The organism is Streptomyces broussonetiae (assembly GCF_009796285.1).
Classification (GTDB): Bacteria; Actinomycetota; Actinomycetes; order Streptomycetales; family Streptomycetaceae; genus Streptomyces; species Streptomyces broussonetiae.
Genome location: NZ_CP047020.1, coordinates 2,221,254 through 2,236,696 on the forward strand (window position 1 = coordinate 2,221,254; position 15,443 = coordinate 2,236,696).

At 71.4% G+C, this 15,443-nt stretch carries 12 protein-coding genes, 1 tRNA gene and 1 pseudogene; 4 read left to right on the forward strand and 10 right to left on the reverse strand.

Annotated features, from left to right (window positions below; all coding sequences use genetic code 11):
• Positions 1-51: 51 nt before the first annotated feature.
• The 3 genes from GQF42_RS10205 to pgsA are packed head-to-tail and all read right to left on the reverse strand — an operon-like array spanning position 52 to position 2,839.
• Positions 52-1,215: a glycosyltransferase family 4 protein gene (locus tag GQF42_RS10205; protein ID WP_158919322.1), complete on the reverse strand. Its 1,164-nt coding sequence runs from the start codon at positions 1,213-1,215 to the stop codon at positions 52-54.
• Positions 1,212-2,120 (reverse strand): phosphatidylinositol mannoside acyltransferase, encoded by a 909-nt coding sequence (locus GQF42_RS10210; protein WP_158919323.1) that lies wholly within the window; start codon positions 2,118-2,120, stop codon positions 1,212-1,214. Before GQF42_RS10210 ends, GQF42_RS10205 begins: the two co-directional genes overlap by 4 nt.
• Positions 2,117-2,839, reverse strand: a complete 723-nt coding sequence (gene pgsA, locus GQF42_RS10215) for a phosphatidylinositol phosphate synthase (protein WP_158929990.1) — start codon at positions 2,837-2,839, stop codon at positions 2,117-2,119. Before pgsA ends, GQF42_RS10210 begins: the two co-directional genes overlap by 4 nt.
• A gap of 230 nt (positions 2,840-3,069) precedes the next feature.
• On the opposite strand from pgsA, the gene GQF42_RS10220 reads away from it, so the two are divergent.
• Complete coding sequence (locus tag GQF42_RS10220) at positions 3,070-5,268, forward strand: elongation factor G-like protein EF-G2 (protein WP_158919324.1); 2,199 nt, start codon at positions 3,070-3,072, stop codon at positions 5,266-5,268.
• Between the two features lie 211 nt (positions 5,269-5,479).
• Positions 5,480-7,126, forward strand: coding sequence for a hypothetical protein (locus GQF42_RS10225; protein ID WP_158919325.1), 1,647 nt, complete (start codon positions 5,480-5,482; stop codon positions 7,124-7,126).
• Positions 7,127-7,156: 30 nt separating this feature from the next.
• Here GQF42_RS10225 and GQF42_RS10230 read toward each other — a convergent pair whose 3' ends face one another.
• On the reverse strand, positions 7,157-7,714 hold the full coding sequence (locus GQF42_RS10230) for an HIT family protein (protein WP_158919326.1): 558 nt from the start codon (positions 7,712-7,714) through the stop codon (positions 7,157-7,159).
• A gap of 142 nt (positions 7,715-7,856) precedes the next feature.
• On the opposite strand from GQF42_RS10230, the pseudogene GQF42_RS45815 reads away from it, so the two are divergent.
• A pseudogene (locus GQF42_RS45815) lies at positions 7,857-7,976 on the forward strand (potassium channel family protein); the annotation flags it as partial.
• 54 nt (positions 7,977-8,030) lie between these two features.
• On the opposite strand, the gene thrS reads toward GQF42_RS45815, so the two are convergent.
• The 3 genes from thrS to GQF42_RS10250 form a co-directional block, all read right to left on the reverse strand.
• Positions 8,031-10,007 carry a threonine--tRNA ligase gene (gene thrS / locus GQF42_RS10240; RefSeq protein WP_158919327.1) on the reverse strand — a complete coding sequence of 659 codons (1,977 nt, stop codon included), beginning with the start codon at positions 10,005-10,007 and terminating at the stop codon, positions 8,031-8,033.
• Between the two features lie 121 nt (positions 10,008-10,128).
• A complete protein-coding gene (locus tag GQF42_RS10245) occupies positions 10,129-11,361 on the reverse strand; it encodes a hypothetical protein (RefSeq protein WP_158919328.1) in 1,233 nt (410 codons plus the stop codon).
• On the reverse strand, positions 11,358-11,924 hold the full coding sequence (locus tag GQF42_RS10250; RefSeq protein ID WP_158919329.1) for a DUF4365 domain-containing protein: 567 nt from the start codon (positions 11,922-11,924) through the stop codon (positions 11,358-11,360). The genes GQF42_RS10245 and GQF42_RS10250 overlap by 4 nt, the downstream gene beginning before the upstream one ends.
• Before the next feature lie 168 nt (positions 11,925-12,092).
• On the opposite strand from GQF42_RS10250, the gene GQF42_RS10255 reads away from it, so the two are divergent.
• Complete coding sequence (locus GQF42_RS10255) at positions 12,093-12,818, forward strand: 3'-5' exonuclease (protein ID WP_158919330.1); 726 nt, start codon at positions 12,093-12,095, stop codon at positions 12,816-12,818.
• Positions 12,819-12,872: 54 nt separating this feature from the next.
• Here GQF42_RS10255 and GQF42_RS10260 read toward each other — a convergent pair.
• The 3 genes from GQF42_RS10260 to GQF42_RS10270 form a co-directional block, all read right to left on the reverse strand.
• Positions 12,873-12,944, reverse strand: a tRNA-Val gene (locus GQF42_RS10260).
• Positions 12,945-12,983: 39 nt separating this feature from the next.
• Positions 12,984-13,430 (reverse strand): SRPBCC family protein, encoded by a 447-nt coding sequence (locus tag GQF42_RS10265; protein ID WP_158919331.1) that lies wholly within the window; start codon positions 13,428-13,430, stop codon positions 12,984-12,986.
• Between the two features lie 695 nt (positions 13,431-14,125).
• Positions 14,126-15,313, reverse strand: a complete 1,188-nt coding sequence (locus tag GQF42_RS10270) for an alpha/beta hydrolase (RefSeq protein ID WP_158919332.1) — start codon at positions 15,311-15,313, stop codon at positions 14,126-14,128.
• Positions 15,314-15,443 lie beyond the last annotated feature (130 nt).

Genomic DNA, 15,443 nt, shown 5'->3' on the forward strand with positions numbered 1-15,443 from the left:
GCCGAGGACCGTCAGACTCGTACCAGGACCGTCAGTCCGGGGCCAGGACCGTCAGTCCCGGGCCAGCCCGAAGCGCGCCCGCAGTCCCGTCGTGCGCTCGTCCGCCGCGACCGCGGCGGCGCCGGCCGTCACCGTCTCGTAGACCGAGAGGATGTCCGCGCCGACCGTCGACCAGTCGAACCGCCGGACATGGGCGCTGCCGCGCTCGCTCAGCTCGGCACGGCGCTCGGGGTCCGCCAGGAGCCGCAGGGCCGCTTCGGCGAGCGCGTCGGCGTCCTCGTTGACGAAGACCTCGCCCGCCTCGCCCTGGTCGAGGACCTGCACGAAGGCGTCCAGGTCGGAGGCGAGCACGGGCGCGCCCGCCGACATCGCCTCGACCAGGATGATGCCGAAGCTCTCGCCGCCGGTGTTGGGCGCGACGTACACGTCGACACTGCGCAGGAAGCGCGCCTTGTCCTCGTCACTGATCATGCCCAGGAACTCCACGCGCGCGCGCAGCTCCTTCGGCAGCTCCTCGACGGCGGCCTCCTCGTCGCCGCGGCCGGCGACCAGAAGGCGGGTCTGCGGACGGGCGGCAAGGATCTTCGGCAGGGCCCGCATCAGCACGGGCAGGCCCTTGCGGGGCTCGTCGATACGGCCGATGAAACCGATCGTGTCGCCCTGCCACTCCGGCTTCGGCCCGGCCTTGGCGAAGAAGTCCACGTCGACGCCGTTGGGGATGACCACCGCGTCCCCGCCCAGGTGCTCGACCAGGGTGCGGCGGGCGTACTCGCTGACCGCGATCCGCGCGCTGATCTTCTCCAGGGCGGCCTGGAGGATGGAGTACGCGGCGATCATCGCGCGCGAGCGCGGGTTGGAGGTGTGGAAGGTCGCCACGATGGGGCCCTGCGCCGCCCAGCAGGTCAGCAGGCCCAGCGAGGGCGAGGTCGGCTCGTGGATGTGGACCACGTCGAAGTTGCCCTCGTGCAGCCAGCGTCGCACCCGCGCGGCCGACAGGAAGCCGAAGTTCAGCCGGGCCACCGAGCCGTTGTACGGCACCGGGACGGCCCGGCCGGCCGAGACGACGTACGGCGGCAGCGGGGTGTCGTCGTCGGCCGGGGCCAGCACGGACACCTCGTGGCCGAGCCGGACGAAGTACTCGGCGAGGTCGCGGATGTGGAACTGGACGCCCCCGGGCACGTCCCAGGAGTACGGGCAGACGATCCCGATTCTCACGACGGCCCCTTCGCCGGGTCGAGGTCGGCGAGCCACAAGCGCTGGAGCATGTGCCAGTCCTCCGGATGGCCGGCGATCCCGGTGGCGAAGGCGTCGGCCAGCGCCTGTGTCATCACAGACGTCTTCTCCGCGCGCGTGCCTGTCCCGGGTACCTCTACCGGGGGATGCACCTGCCCCTGCATGACAGGCGAGTCGTCGTACCAGAGGGTGACCGGCAGCAGCAGCGCGCCGGTCTGCTGGGCGAGCAGGGCCGGGCCCGCGGGCATCCGGGTCCGCTCGCCGAAGAAGTCGACCTCGACACCGGAAGCGGACAGGTCCCGGTCGGCGACCAGGCAGACCAGGCCGCCGTCGCGCAGCCGCCGGGCCAGAGTGCCGAAGGCGGAGCCGCCGCTGTGCGGCAGGACCTCCATGCCGAGGCCCTCGCGGTAGGCGACGAAGCGGTCGTAGAGCGTCTCGGGCTTCAGCCGCTCCGCTACCGTCGTGAACGGCGTCTGCAGTTTGGTGGTGACCCAGGCGCCGGCCAGGTCGTAGTTGGCCATGTGCGGCAGGGCGAGGACCACTCCCTGGCCGGAGGCGAGCCCGTCGGTCAGGTAGTGGATGTCCTTGGGGTCGAACCCGGTCTGCACGCGCTCGCGGCTCCAGGTCGGCAGCCTGAACGACTCCATCCAGTAGCGCAGATACGAGCGCATGCCCGCGCGGGACAGCTCGGCAAGGCGTTCGGGGGTGGCGCCCGGCACCACGCGCGCGTAGTTGGACTCGAGGCGCTTGACGCCCTTGCCGCGCTGCTTCCAGGCGAGATCGGCGATCGTACGGCCGAGCCGGACCGCGGCCGGTTCGGGGAGCTTCTTGACGGTGCTCCAGCCGAGGCCGTACAGGGCGTCGCTGAGCCGGTCGGCGGTGCTCACTTCGCTGCCTCGCTGCTGCTGTGCCGAGCCGCCGCCGCCTCCGCCTCGGCGGATTCGCGGCGGACGGTGACGACCCGCTGGACCAGCGTGACGAGACTGCCCGCGGCGACGATCCACAAAGCGACCGGCAGCAGCCACTGGATGCCCGGCACGCCGAACTTGTGCAGGCCTGCGAGACCGGCCGCGACCAGCGAGATCACCAGCCGCTCGGCACGCTCGACCAGCCCGTTGACGGCGACCGGCAGCCCGATCGACTCCCCGCGCGCCTTGGTGTACGACACCACCTGGCCGCTGGCCAGACAGAAGATCGAGACCGCGCACAGGACGTTGTTGTTCCCGTTGCCCGCGTACCAGAGCGCGAAGCCGCCGAAGATCGCGCCGTCGGCGACCCGGTCGAGGGTGGAGTCCAGGAAGGCGCCCCAGCGGCTGGAGCGGCCCAGCTGACGGGCCATGTTGCCGTCGACCAGGTCGGAGAAGACGAACAGCGTGATGACGACCGTGCCCCAGAAGAACTCGCCCCGGGGGTAGAAGACCAGTGCGCCCGCCACCACACCGGCGGTGCCGATGAGCGTGACCGTGTCGGGGCTCACCCCCCGCCGGATGAGAAACGCGGCGAACGGTGTGAGGACACGCGTGAAGAATGCACGCGCGTACTTGTTCAGCATGGCCTTCCCGACGGTTGGTGGCGCCGCGGCCCAGGTGGCCTCCGGCTGGCCCATCGTAGCCACGCGTGCGCGTGCGTGGCGGGCGGGCACCCGGACCCCATGGCGCGAACCGGTGTGCGCCGCCGCGCGCGGGGCATGCGTGGCGCGATCGGGTCCTTCGTATGGACGCGGCATGACGGGAGTGGAAAGCTCGAATAACCGCGGGCGTCGCCGGAGCCGCCGCAGCACGCGGATCCCGCGTGTCCGCGCCCACAGTGACCTCACCGTGCACGGGAGGCAGGATCATGGGCGACAAGACACAGACACACCCTGGGGCCGCCGGCAGGGCTATTGAGGCCGACCAGCCTGCGTCCGTACGGAACGTGGTGCTGGTCGGCCACTCCGGTTCGGGCAAGACCACCTTGGTGGAGGCCCTCGCGCTGACCGCGGGGGCGCTGAACCGGGCGGGCCGCGTCGAGGACGGCGGCACCGTCTCGGACTACGACGAGATCGAGCACCGGCAGCAGCGCTCCGTACAGCTCTCCCTGGCGCCGGTCGAATGGAACGGCATCAAGATCAACCTCCTCGACACCCCGGGGTACGCCGACTTCGTCGGGGAGCTGAGGGCCGGTCTGCGGGCAGCGGACGCGGCCCTCTTCGTCGTCTCGGCCTCCGACGGGGTGGACGGCTCGACCCGGATGGTCTGGGAGGAGTGCGCGGCCGTCGGCATGCCCCGCGCGATCGTGATCACACACCTGGAGGCCGCGCGCTCGGACTTCGAGGAGATGACCCGGACCTGTGCGGAGGCCTTCGGCGGGGACGATCCCGACGCCGTGCTCCCGCTGTACCTGCCGCTGCGCGGCCCGGAGGGACCCGACGGCCACGCGCCCGTGACCGGGCTGGTCGGCCTGCTGACACAGAAGCTGTTCGACTACTCGACCGGCGAGCGCAAGGAGTCCGAACCGGGCGCCGACCAGCTGCCGGACATCGAGGAGGCCCGCAACCGGCTCATCGAGGGGATCATCGCCGAGAGCGAGGACGAGACCCTGATGGACCGCTATCTCGGCGGTGAGCAGGTCGACGTCAAGACGCTGATCGAGGACCTGGAGCGGGCTGTGGCCCGCGGCTCGTTCCACCCCGTCCTGGCGGCCGCCCCCGCCGCCGACGGCGCCAAACAGGGGCTCGGCACGGTCGAGCTGCTGGAACTGGTCACCGGCGGCTACCCGACCCCGTTCGAGCACGCGCTGCCCGAGGTGAGCACCGTCGACGGCAAGCGGCGCGAGCTGAAGCCCTGCGACACCGACGGCCCGCTGGTCGCCGAGGTCGTCAAGACCTCCTCCGACCCCTACGTCGGCCGGGTGTCCCTGGTCCGCATCTTCTCCGGCACCCTGCGCCTCGACCAGACGGTGCACGTCTCCGGACACGGGCTGGCCGACCGCGGGCACGAGGACCACGACGTCGACGAGAAGGTCGGCGCCCTGTCCATGCCCTTCGGCAAGCAGCAGCGCCCGGTGACGCACGCCGTCGCGGGCGATCTGGTGTGCGTGGCCAAGCTGGGCCGCGCCGAGACCGGGGACACGCTCTCCGCGAAGGACGACCCGCTGCTGATGGAGCCCTGGCGGATGCCCGACCCGCTGCTGCCGCTCGCCATCCAGGCGCACAGCAAGGCCGACGAGGACAAGCTCTCGCAGGGCCTTTCCCGGCTGGTCGCCGAGGACCCGACGATGCGTCTGGAGCAGAACCAGGACACCCACCAGGTGGTCCTGTGGTGCCTGGGCGAGGCCCACGCCGACGTCGCCCTGGAACGGCTGCGCAGCCGCTACGGCGTCCAGGTCGACGTCGTCCCGCACAAGGTCTCCCTCCGGGAGACGTTCGCGCACAAGGCGTCCGGGCGCGGCCGGCATGTGAAGCAGTCCGGCGGTCACGGGCAGTACGCCATCTGCGAGATCGAGGTGGAGCCGCTGCCGGGCGGCTCGGGCATCGAGTTCGTGGACAAGGTGGTCGGCGGTGCCGTACCCCGGCAGTTCATCCCCTCCGTCGAGAAGGGCGTACGGGCGCAGGCCGCCAAGGGTGTCGCCGCCGGGTATCCGCTGGTGGACGTGCGGATCACGCTGCTGGACGGCAAGGCGCACTCGGTGGACTCCTCCGACGCCGCCTTCCAGACCGCGGGCGCGCTGGCGCTGCGCGAGGCCGCGGCGGAGGCGCGGATCCATCTGCTGGAGCCGGTCGCCGAGGTGTCGGTGCTGGTCGGCGACGACTACGTGGGCGCGGTGATGAGCGATCTGTCGAGCCGGCGCGGCCGGGTGCTCGGCACCGAACAGGTGGGCGCCGGGCGAACCCTGATCCGGGCCGAGGTGCCCGAGTTCGAGATCGGCCGGTACGCCGTCGACCTGCGGTCGCTGTCGCACGGCACGGCCCGCTTCGACCGGAGCTACGCCCGGCACGAGCCGATGCCGGTACAGATCGCCGAACGGATCCGCGAACAGGCGGGCGAGACGGCCTAGTTCACGGTGCGTCGCGGGCCCGGTGGGCGGGCGGCTTCGGCCGTCCGCCCACCGGTTGTCGGTGGCGGCGGATACGCTGATCACGTGATCGCGTCGTGCCACAACCGTCCGGTGGTGGTACGGCTCTTCGGCGCGATGGCCTGTTCAACAGGTGTGCGGGGCAGGGAAGTCGGGAAGGCCGCAGAAGCGACACGGCGGCGAGGGGGCGGGAATGTCGATTGGTACGGAGTGGGACGGGCCCCAGGTGCCTGTCTCCGGCGACGCGAGTCATGCGGCGACCTCCGCGCTGGCCTCCGCGGCGTACCGGGACAGCGCGATGGACGACATCAAGAAGGCCGACAACGAATGGCACCAGTCGACGGTCAAGGGCGGCCGGATCGCACTGCTGAAGCCGAATCTCGGTGAGGCGTTCTCGCGGGCCGTGGTGGCCCGGATGCTCGCTCCCGGGCGCAAGCCGCTCATCCAGTCCTTCGGATCCGAGCCGCAGTTCGTCGTGGAGCACTGCCTCGCGGCCAACAACATCCGCCGGGAGCGCGACAACCGCCTGACGGCCGTCACGGCCCTGTGCGGGGTGCTCTTCCTGCCCGGGCTGATCGTCTGGCTGCTCGTCTTCCAGCTGCGTACGTACATCGCCAAGCGCGACGACAGGCGGGCCGGGTCGCTGGCCACGGCCCTGCTCCTCGCCGTCGGCGTGCTCGCCGTGCTGTTCCTGGTCAAGATGCCGTTCGCCGGCTTCTGGGGCTGGTACGCGCGCCTGGCGGTCATCCTGCCCGTCGTCGGCTGGTTCTGGGCGAAGCGGATCTGCGAGGCCGCCGCCAAGGACCTGCGGGGCCGCTGGGACGGTCTGCTCTCGGGCACCAGCGTCGGTGCCAAGGTCCCCGAGGCGGTGCCGCGCGGCCCCAACCAGACCGCCGCCGAGGAGCTGCGCCAGTCGCTGGCCCGGCTCAGCGCCGAGCAGCAGTCCAACTCGGTCTTCTACGCCGGCCCCAAGGGCATACTCGGCATGGGCACCCGCTGGGGCGCCTGGCAGCTCGCCGAGGACCTGATGCCGGCCGACCCGACCCGGGAGATCCACCCCTTCCGCAGCTGGGACGTCATACGGGCGATCCACGACCAGCTGAGCCTGCTGGAGCGCGGCCCGCTGAACACCGGCGGCTTCCCCAAGCCGTCGATCAAGCACTGGATCGTCACGCCGATCGGCGAGAAGGCCTCGGCGGTCTCCCGGCCCGAGGGCACGGACGTCGAGGCGTTCCAGGTCAAGCCGCACGCGATACAGGACATCTGCAACAAGCAGCAGTTCGGCAGCGGCGACCGGCACTACCTGGGCGTGCAGTGGACGCTCTGGGACGGCCAGCTCGTCATCACCATGCTGATCACGGTGACGGTGCTGCACCAGACACTGCGGATCGAGGTGACCGGGCACGCGCTGGGGCCGGTGAACCCGCTGTTCACATCCAAGCCGGAGGCGCCGACGAAGGAGGTCTCCAAGTCCCTCAAGCCCTGGGAGACCCGCACGATCAAGCTTCCGCTGGTCGGCACCGACGAGGTGGTACGGCTCGCCGCGCGCGCCCCGCTGACCTGGTACCCGCCGCTGCTCAACTGGCTCGGCGGCTCGCTCGCCCTGCCCGAGCCGTTCGGCCTCAGGCACGCCTGGGCCGACCAGCCGTGGCGGCACCGCTTCATGGCCGACGACGCGCTGCGCGCGGCCACTCCGGTGCTGCGGGTGGTGCACTCGGCCGCGATCCGGGTGCTGGAGGACAACGGCGTGAACACGGAGAAGTTCGGCGCCCGCTCGTCGTTCCTCAGCGGCAACGTGCAGGACCCGACACCACGCAAGGCCGACCTCTACGACGCGTGAGCGGTGCCCTCGCCGGAGGGCGCCCCGGGTCTACTCCGGCCAGGCCTCCGCCAGCATCTTCCGCGTGTCGGCCAGGAGCTGCGGCAGCACCCTCGTGTGGCCCACGACCGGCATGAAGTTCGTGTCTCCGCCCCAGCGCGGGACGATGTGCTGGTGCAGGTGGGCGGCGATGCCGGCGCCCGCGACCGTGCCCTGGTTCATGCCGATGTTGAAGCCGTGCGCGCCGGACGCGGTGCGCAGGGCCGTCATCGCCTGCTTGGTCAGCTCGGCCAGCTCGGCGGTCTCCGGCCCGGTCAGCTCAGTGTAGTCGGCCACGTGCCGGTACGGCACGGTCATCAGGTGGCCGCCGTTGTACGGATAGAGGTTGAGCACGGCGTACACATGCTCGCCGCGCCGGACGATCAGCCCGTCCTCGTCGGACTTGGCCGGGATCGAGCAGAAGGGGCAGCCGTCGTCGGCCCCCGGGCCGGTCGGCTTGTTCTCACCCTGGATGTACGCCATCCGGTGGGGTGTCCACAGGCGCTGGAACGCGTCCTGCGTCCCCACTCCGATCTGCTGTTCCGGCTCACTCGTCATGCCATGCAGCATATGGCTTGGCTCGTTCCCGGCGTGTCGCCGGGGCGCCCGGAAGACGGTGTCCGGCCAAGCTTGGCCGGTGGACGACGACAGCCGGGCCGTGCGCTGGGAGCAGCGAACCGAGATCCCCCCCTCTTCGTGGCGGCGCCGGGCGATCGCGATCGGGTTGACGGCCGCCGGTCTCGCCCTGCTCGGCGCGGTGACGGGATCGTTCTCGTCCTGGCTGATGCGGACCTTCTCCCGGGAGGGCGGCGAAAGGCCCCCGGGGAGATGATCCCCGAGGGCCTGTGACGCGGACGCCGCGGACGCCGCCGACTTCGCGAACGGCTCAGACCTGAGCCCGCTCCCCGACGACCTGGGCGATCTTCGCGATCGCCTCGTCGAACGGGATGCCGTTCTCCTGGGAGCCGTCGCGGTAGCGGAAGGACACCGAGCCGTTCGACATGTCCTCGTCGCCCGCGATGACCATGAAGGGCACCTTCTGCTTCTGGGCGTTGCGGATCTTCTTCTGCATCCGGTCCGAGGAGGAGTCCACCTCGACGCGCAGGCCCTGCTTACGGGCCGCCGCCGCGAACTTCTCCAGGTACTCGACGTGCGCGTCACCGATCGGGATGCCGAGCGCCTGGACCGGGGCCAGCCACGCCGGGAAGGCGCCCGCGTAGTGCTCCAGGAGCACGGCGAAGAAGCGCTCGATCGAGCCGAAGAGGGCACGGTGGATCATCACCGGGCGCTGCTTCGAACCGTCGGGGCCCGTGTACTCCAGGTTGAAGCGCTCGGGCAGGTTGAAGTCGAGCTGGATGGTCGACATCTGCCAGGTGCGGCCGATCGCGTCCTTGGCCTGGACAGAGATCTTGGGACCGTAGAAGGCGGCACCGCCCGGGTCGGGGACGAGGGGCAGGCCCTGCTTCTCGGCGACCTGGCGCAGCGTCTCGGTCGCCTCCTCCCAGACCTCGTCGGAGCCGACGAACTTCTCCGGGTCCTTGGTGGACAGCTCCAGGTAGAAGTCGGTCAGGCCGTAGTCGCGCAGCAGACCGAGGACGAAGGTGAGCGTCTTGTCCAGCTCCTCGGACATCTGCTCACGGGTGCAGTAGATGTGCGCGTCGTCCTGCGTGAAGCCGCGGGCCCGGGTCAGGCCGTGCACGACGCCCGACTTCTCGTACCGGTACACGGTCCCGAACTCGAAGAGGCGCAGTGGCAGTTCACGGTACGAGCGGCCGCGCGCGTCGAAGATCAGGTTGTGCATCGGGCAGTTCATGGGCTTGAGGTAGTAGTCCACGCCCTCGTCGAGCTGCATGGGCGGGTACATGCCCTCGGCGTACCAGTCCAGGTGCCCGGACGTCTCGAAGAGCTTCCCCTTCGTCGCGTGCGGGGTGTAGACGAACTCGTAGCCCTCTTCCTCGTGGCGGCGGCGCGAGTAGTCCTCCATCACGCGGCGCACGATGCCGCCCTTGGGGTGGAAGACGGCGAGGCCGGAGCCGATCTGCTCCGGGATGGAGAAGAGGTCCAGCTCGTTGCCGAGCTTGCGGTGGTCGCGCTTCTCGGCCTCGGCGAGGAAGTCCAGGTACGCCTTCAGCTCGTCCTTGGACGGCCAGGCGGTGCCGTAGATGCGCTGGAGCATCGGGTTCTTCTCGCTGCCGCGCCAGTAGGCAGCCGCGTTGCGCATCAGCTTGAACGCCGGGATGAGGCGGGTGGAGGGCAGGTGCGGACCGCGGCAGAGGTCCTTCCAGCACAGCTCGCCGGTCTTGGCGTCCAGGTTGTCGTAGATCGTCAGCTCACCGGCGCCGACCTCGACGTCCGCGCCGTCGTCGTGCGACGCCGAGCCCTTGAGGCCGATCAGCTCCAGCTTGTACGGCTCGGCGGCCAGCTCCTCGCGGGCCGCCTCGTCGGTGACGACACGGCGGGAGAACTTCTGCCCCCGCTTCTGGATCTCCTGCATCTTCTTCTCGACGGCCTTGAGATCCTCGGGCGTGAACGGCTTCTCGACATCGAAGTCGTAGTAGAAGCCGTCCTTCACGGGCGGGCCGATGCCCAGCTTGGCCTCGGGGAACAGCTCCTGCACGGCCTGCGCCATGACGTGCGCGGTGGAGTGGCGCAGGATGTTCAGGCCGTCCTCGGAGGAGATCTCGACGCCCTCGACGGTCTCGCCGTCCTTGACCTCATGGGTGAGATCCTTCAGCTCGCCCCCGACGCGCGCGGCGATGATCGAGCGCTCGCCCGCGAAGAGGTCGGCGGCCGTAGTGCCCGTCGTCACCACGCGTTCTTCCCGCTCGGAATCGCGTTGGATGATCACACGGACGTCTGACACCGGTCTCTCCTGACTGAAGTGGGGTGCGGCGCCATACCAGGAGCGCGCGCACAGGCGATCGTACCGACCCGACGGCACCGACCGCTAAACGGTCACCCACAGTCCCCGTGCGCCTACGCCCTCAGTCCTGATCCTCGTAGCCCTCCCCGCATGCCTCTTCGAAGAAGTCCAGGTTCTCCTGGAGGGCCTTCATCAGCCGGTCCCGCTCGGCCTCGTCGACCTGCACGGGCACGACCCCGGAGGCGCCGGTGAGCCGGCGGAAGCCGCCCCGGCGCTCCAGCCGGCCGTGCACGCGCACCGGGAGCCCGACGAGGTGGGCGTGGCCGGCGATGCGGTAGTCCTCCTCGTCCAGGGTGACGCGGATGTGCGGCACCTCGGCGCCGGCGAGGACGCGCAGCCGTATGGTGCCCTCGCCGCCGGGCCCGGAGCGGCGCATACGGACGACGGCGCCGGTGACGCGGACCGGCACGGAGGGTTCCTCGCGCAGGTAGCGGGCGGCGGCCTCGCGCAGGGCGGGCAGGTCACCGGGTGAGAACTCGACGGGTTCGGCGGAGGGTGCGCAGCCGTCGGGGACGCCCGCGCCGGGTGCCCAGGCGACGGCGATCCGGGCACCCTCGGTGCCTCGGACGAGCGCGGCCAGCGCCTCGGTCAGCTCGCGGCTGACCCCTGCCTCGACGGCGCCGTCGAAGGCGTCCATGCCGCCGGTGGCCCGCTGGTAGTCGATGGCCTCACGGGCGGCATGGAGGGCCTGGTGGAGGCGGACGGCGAGGGGACGGCCGGTGGGCACGGGCGCGAAGGCGGTGAGGTGGCGGCCCTCGGCGGCGGGGCCGACGAGGACGTCCGCCAGCAGGGACACGGCCGCACGGCGGTGGCGGGCGCCGTAGTAGCCGGCACGCGCGCGGGTGGCGAGCGCGGCGGCAAGCAGCATCTGCCTCGCGGCGCCGCGCAGTTGCTCGTCCGCCGTCCACGGCGCGGCCCCGGCGGGACCGCCCGGGGTGTCGCGCCACCAGCGGATCTCGTCGCTGGGCACGGCGAGGGAGATCAGCACCTCGCGGGCGGCCGGCGTCTCACTGCGGGCGAGGGCGTCAAGGGCCTCGCCGAGCAGGTCGTCGCTGTCGGGGAAGGCGCGGCTCTCCGGCACCAGCAGGCTCGTGCCGCCACCGCCCGGCCCGGGCGGGGTCCAGCGGCCGTAGCGTCCCGGGGCTCCGCCGCGCCGCTGCCAGCCGTGCCGGTGCAGCAGGGCACCGAGCACGGTGGGGTCGACCTGGGCGGGGTCGGGGGGCCGGTGCCAGGCGAGGTCGTCCGGATGGGGCCGGACCTGGCGTGGCAGTTCCTCCTGCGGGCGGATCCTCATGGCCTGCCTCCCGTCCCGACGCGCGTCATGATCTCGCACAGCGCCCGGTCGTCGAAGATGCGCGAGGTCGGGATCCGCACGGTGGTCCGGTGCCGGCCGGTGATCGGATGGCCGGCGAGATTGACCCAGTAGCAGCAGTGCCTGAGGTCGAGCCGGTCGTGGCTGGCGCGGAGCCAGTCGTCCTGCGAACGCGGGACGAGCATCACGACCAGGATCTTGTGCACCGAGACCGGGGTGCGGGCGAGCTTGCGCAGATGGTCGTTGTCGAGGGTGAAGGAGAAGGAGCGGCCCGGCGGGTTCGGTGCGACCTGGTACGTGGCCTTCAGCTGCACCTTGATGGTGACCTCGTCGTCGACGGTGTGTCCGGGCGCGCTGTGACTGACGTGCCAGTCGATGCCGTTGTCCGGGAAGGGCTGGGACAGCGAGCATCCCGCCGCGGCGGCGACCGCGTGCAGATAGCCGACCTGCAGTGTCTCCATGCAGGCGGTGGTGGCGAGTGAGCCGCGGACGGTGCCCGGGCGATCGGGCAGCAGCCCGCCCCGCTCGGGCTGCGCTATGGCCATGACCAACAGCCTTCCAAGCAATGAGTGTCCCCGCTGCGGGCCGCTGAACTGCAAAGACCCGTACTCCTGTTGTCTCCTCCCGGCGTACGGCGCAAACGGCCCGGGTATCACCAAACAGGCAGAAGACGGAACGTCATCTGCGGTGGGTGAACGAGGAGTTGGGTTCAGATGACGACCTGGTACGAGGGGGCGCTGGCCGCCTTCGACACGGAGACGACGGGTGTGGACGTCGAGACCGACCGGATCGTGTCGGCCGCTGTCGTCGTCCAGGACGCGCCGGGGACCCGGCCGCGGGTGTCCCGCTGGCTGGTCAACCCGGGTGTGCCGGTGCCGGAAGCGGCGACCGCGGTGCACGGGCTGACGGAGGAGCACCTGCAGCACCATGGCCGCTGGCCGGCGCCGGTGATGTACGAGATAGCCGAGCAACTGGCGGAGCACGCGGCGATGGGCCGTCCGCTGGTGGTGATGAACGCGCCGTTCGATCTGACGCTGCTGGACCGGGAGTTGCGCCGGCACCGGGCGTCCTCGCTGGACCGCTGGTTCGAGTCGGCGCCGCTCAAGGTGCTGGACCCGCGGGTACTGGACAAGCACCTGGACCGGTACCGCAAGGGCCGCCGCACGCTGACCGACCTGTGTGCGCACTACGGCGTGGCGCTGCAGGACGCGCACGACGCGGCGGCGGACGCACTGGCCGCGCTGGATGTCGTACGGGCGGTCGGCCGCCGTTTCGCGAGCCGGCTGGAACGCCTCTCTCCCGCCGAGCTGCACACGCTGCAGGCCAACTGGCATGCGGCCCAGGCCCGTGGTCTTCAGGCGTGGTTCGCGCGCAGCGGCTCGGACGAGATCGTCAGCACGGACTGGCCCTTGCGGCCGGACCTGCCGGCGGCGGCATGAGCCCGCACAGCATGCGAAAGGCCGGTCCGCCATGGCGAACCGGCCTTCTCCCGGTGGGCGATACTGGGTTCGAACCAGTGACCTCTTCGGTGTGAACGAAGCGCTCTCCCACTGAGCTAATCGCCCGGGAACGGACTGAACAATACAGGTCGAGGCGCCGATCCTTCAAACCGCTTCGAGATACCCGACCAGTCCCCGCCGTCCGGCCCGCATCATCAGCCGGTGGTTGAGGCGGAAGACCGGCCGTCCCGGCACGGCCAGCCGCCTGAGCAGGGGCTTGCGCACGTCCACGAGCTGGTCGTAGCGGGCGAGGGTGCCGGGGCCGTCGGGGGTGACCGTCCAGCGGGCCCAGCCGTCGATGTCGCCGGACATGGCGATCTCGAGGATCCCGGCGTCCGGGTCGCGGCAGGTCTCGTGTGCGGTGAAGGTCATGGCGTACGGCAGCACGGACCGGATGGTGAGGACGCCGGTCGCGTCGTTCAGCCGGGTCACCGTCCGCACCTGGGGCCACCATCGGGGATAGTCCTCGGGCCGCTCCAGCACGGCGTACACGGCCGCCGGCGGAGCGGGCAGGGACCACAGGCTGAGGAAGCGGTAGCGGTTCCAGTCCATGAGGGGAGTCTGCCCGGCCGGGCGCGACGATCCGGGATCTGAGTACGCGTACTCATGCGCCGCGTCGTGACACGGGCCACACTCGGGGGGCGAGCGTCGCCGCCCGTGCGACGGCGCTTCCCCGGCACCGGCGGGAGCACCCGGCCGGGGCACCCGGCCGGCACGTTCGGCCGGGGCGCCGGGTTACGGCACCTGTCGCCGAGGTCGCAGCGGCCGCCTCCCAGGTACGTGCACCGGAACCACAGGTCGGGCGACGGCCCGGAGTTGTGCCAGGCGTCGCCGCCGACGCCGGCGCCGTAGTCCCGGCAGACGTACCAACGGCGCTGCTCCACCTGGTCCTTCCTCTTGGGCGGCCGTCGTGCGGTCCGGCTCGCGACTTCGCCCTGTCATGGATCGCCGTCAGGGAGCCGACGGGAATTCCGAACTGTTTTCCGTCGGCCTCGCCGACCTTCGTGGCGCCGTCGCAGAAGTGAGTCGAAGTCAGATTTCCGGCCTTTACCTGCGAGGCGAGGTCGAGAGGAATTCCACGCTTGTCGTACTTCCGAAAGAAAATGACGGCGTATGAGAAAACGTCCTTTGGCACCGCGGAGCGGGACTCGACGCTTACCGTGCGGGCGGGATTCGGCACCGATCGGATGGCCGGATCCGGGAAGGCACCGCCGGGTACGGCTCCGCGCAGCGTGGAGGGCCTGGTTTCAGCTGGTCAGGGCGGTGAGCCAGGCCAACAGGATCCGGTTCGTCTCTTCGGGACGTTCCTGCTGGACGAAGTGGCCGCAGCCGTCGAGGACGTGCGAGCCGAGAAGGCCGGGCAGGGTCTCGGGGAAGGCCTTGACCGCGTCCGCCAGCCAGGCGAGCGAGGCGTCGAGGGCCCCGGCGACGAACAGCGACGGCTGCGTGATCGGGGCGCCCTCGTAACCGGCCAGGTCCGCCCAGTCCCGGTCCATGTTCCGGTACCGGTTCAGCGCCCCGGTCAGACCCGTCCGCTCGAACTCTCCGGCGAGGACGTCGAGGTCACGCTCCTCCAGCCAGGCCGGCAGCGGGCCGGTGGGGAAGCGCTCGCGCAGGGTGCCACCGGGGGCGACGAAGTGCGGGGCGCGGGCGCCGGGTGCCGGCATGGTGTCCGCGGACAGAGCCGCGTAGAAGCCCGCGAGCCAGCCGCGCACATCGGGTTCGATCTCCGCCTCGGCCCGGCCGGGCCGCTGGAAGTACGAGACGTAGAACTCGTCGGACGCCGGGGCGCCCTCGAGCCCCTGGCCGGGCCGCGCGTCCTCGCTGTCGTCCCGGGCACGTCCGTCGCCGCCGACCGCGTGACGGCCGGCAGCCCCCTCGCCACCAGCGCCTTCGCCGCCCGGACCGTCCCCGCTCACGCCGACGCCGACGGCCCCCCTGCCACCGTCGCCGTCGCCACCCATGGCGTCGACGGCGCTCCCGCCCATCCGGGCGAAGACCTCGCTGGGCCGCGGACCGCCGGGCGGGGTGTACGGCACGCTCAGCAGGGCCACGGCACGGAATACGTCCGGCCTGGTCAGGGCCGAGGCGGCGGCGATCGAGGCGCCCCAGTCGTGGCCGACGACCACCGCGGACTCCTCCCCCAGCGCCTCCACCACGGCGACGTTGTCCGCGACGAGGTCGAGCATCCGGTACGCGTCCACGGCCGCCGGCCTGGAGGAACGGCCGTAGCCGCGGACGTCGAGGGCCACCGCGCGGTAGCCGGCCGCGGCCAGCGCCGGGAGTTGGTGACGCCAGGAGTACCAGGACTCCGGGAACCCGTGCACCAGCAGCACCAGCGGGCCGCGCCCCTGCTCCACGAGGTGGATCCGCCCGGCAGGCGACGGAACCAGGCGGTGGGCGCGGTCGGGCGTGGGGGTCGGGACCTGGGGCATGGGGGCTCCTGAAGGGTGCGGGGCGGGCGGGAACCGATGAGGGCCTGCGCGGCGCCTGCCCGATCGCTGTGCCGGTGATCGCGGCGCCTGGCCCGATGATCCTTCGAGCGGCCCGCCGGGCACGAGGCTT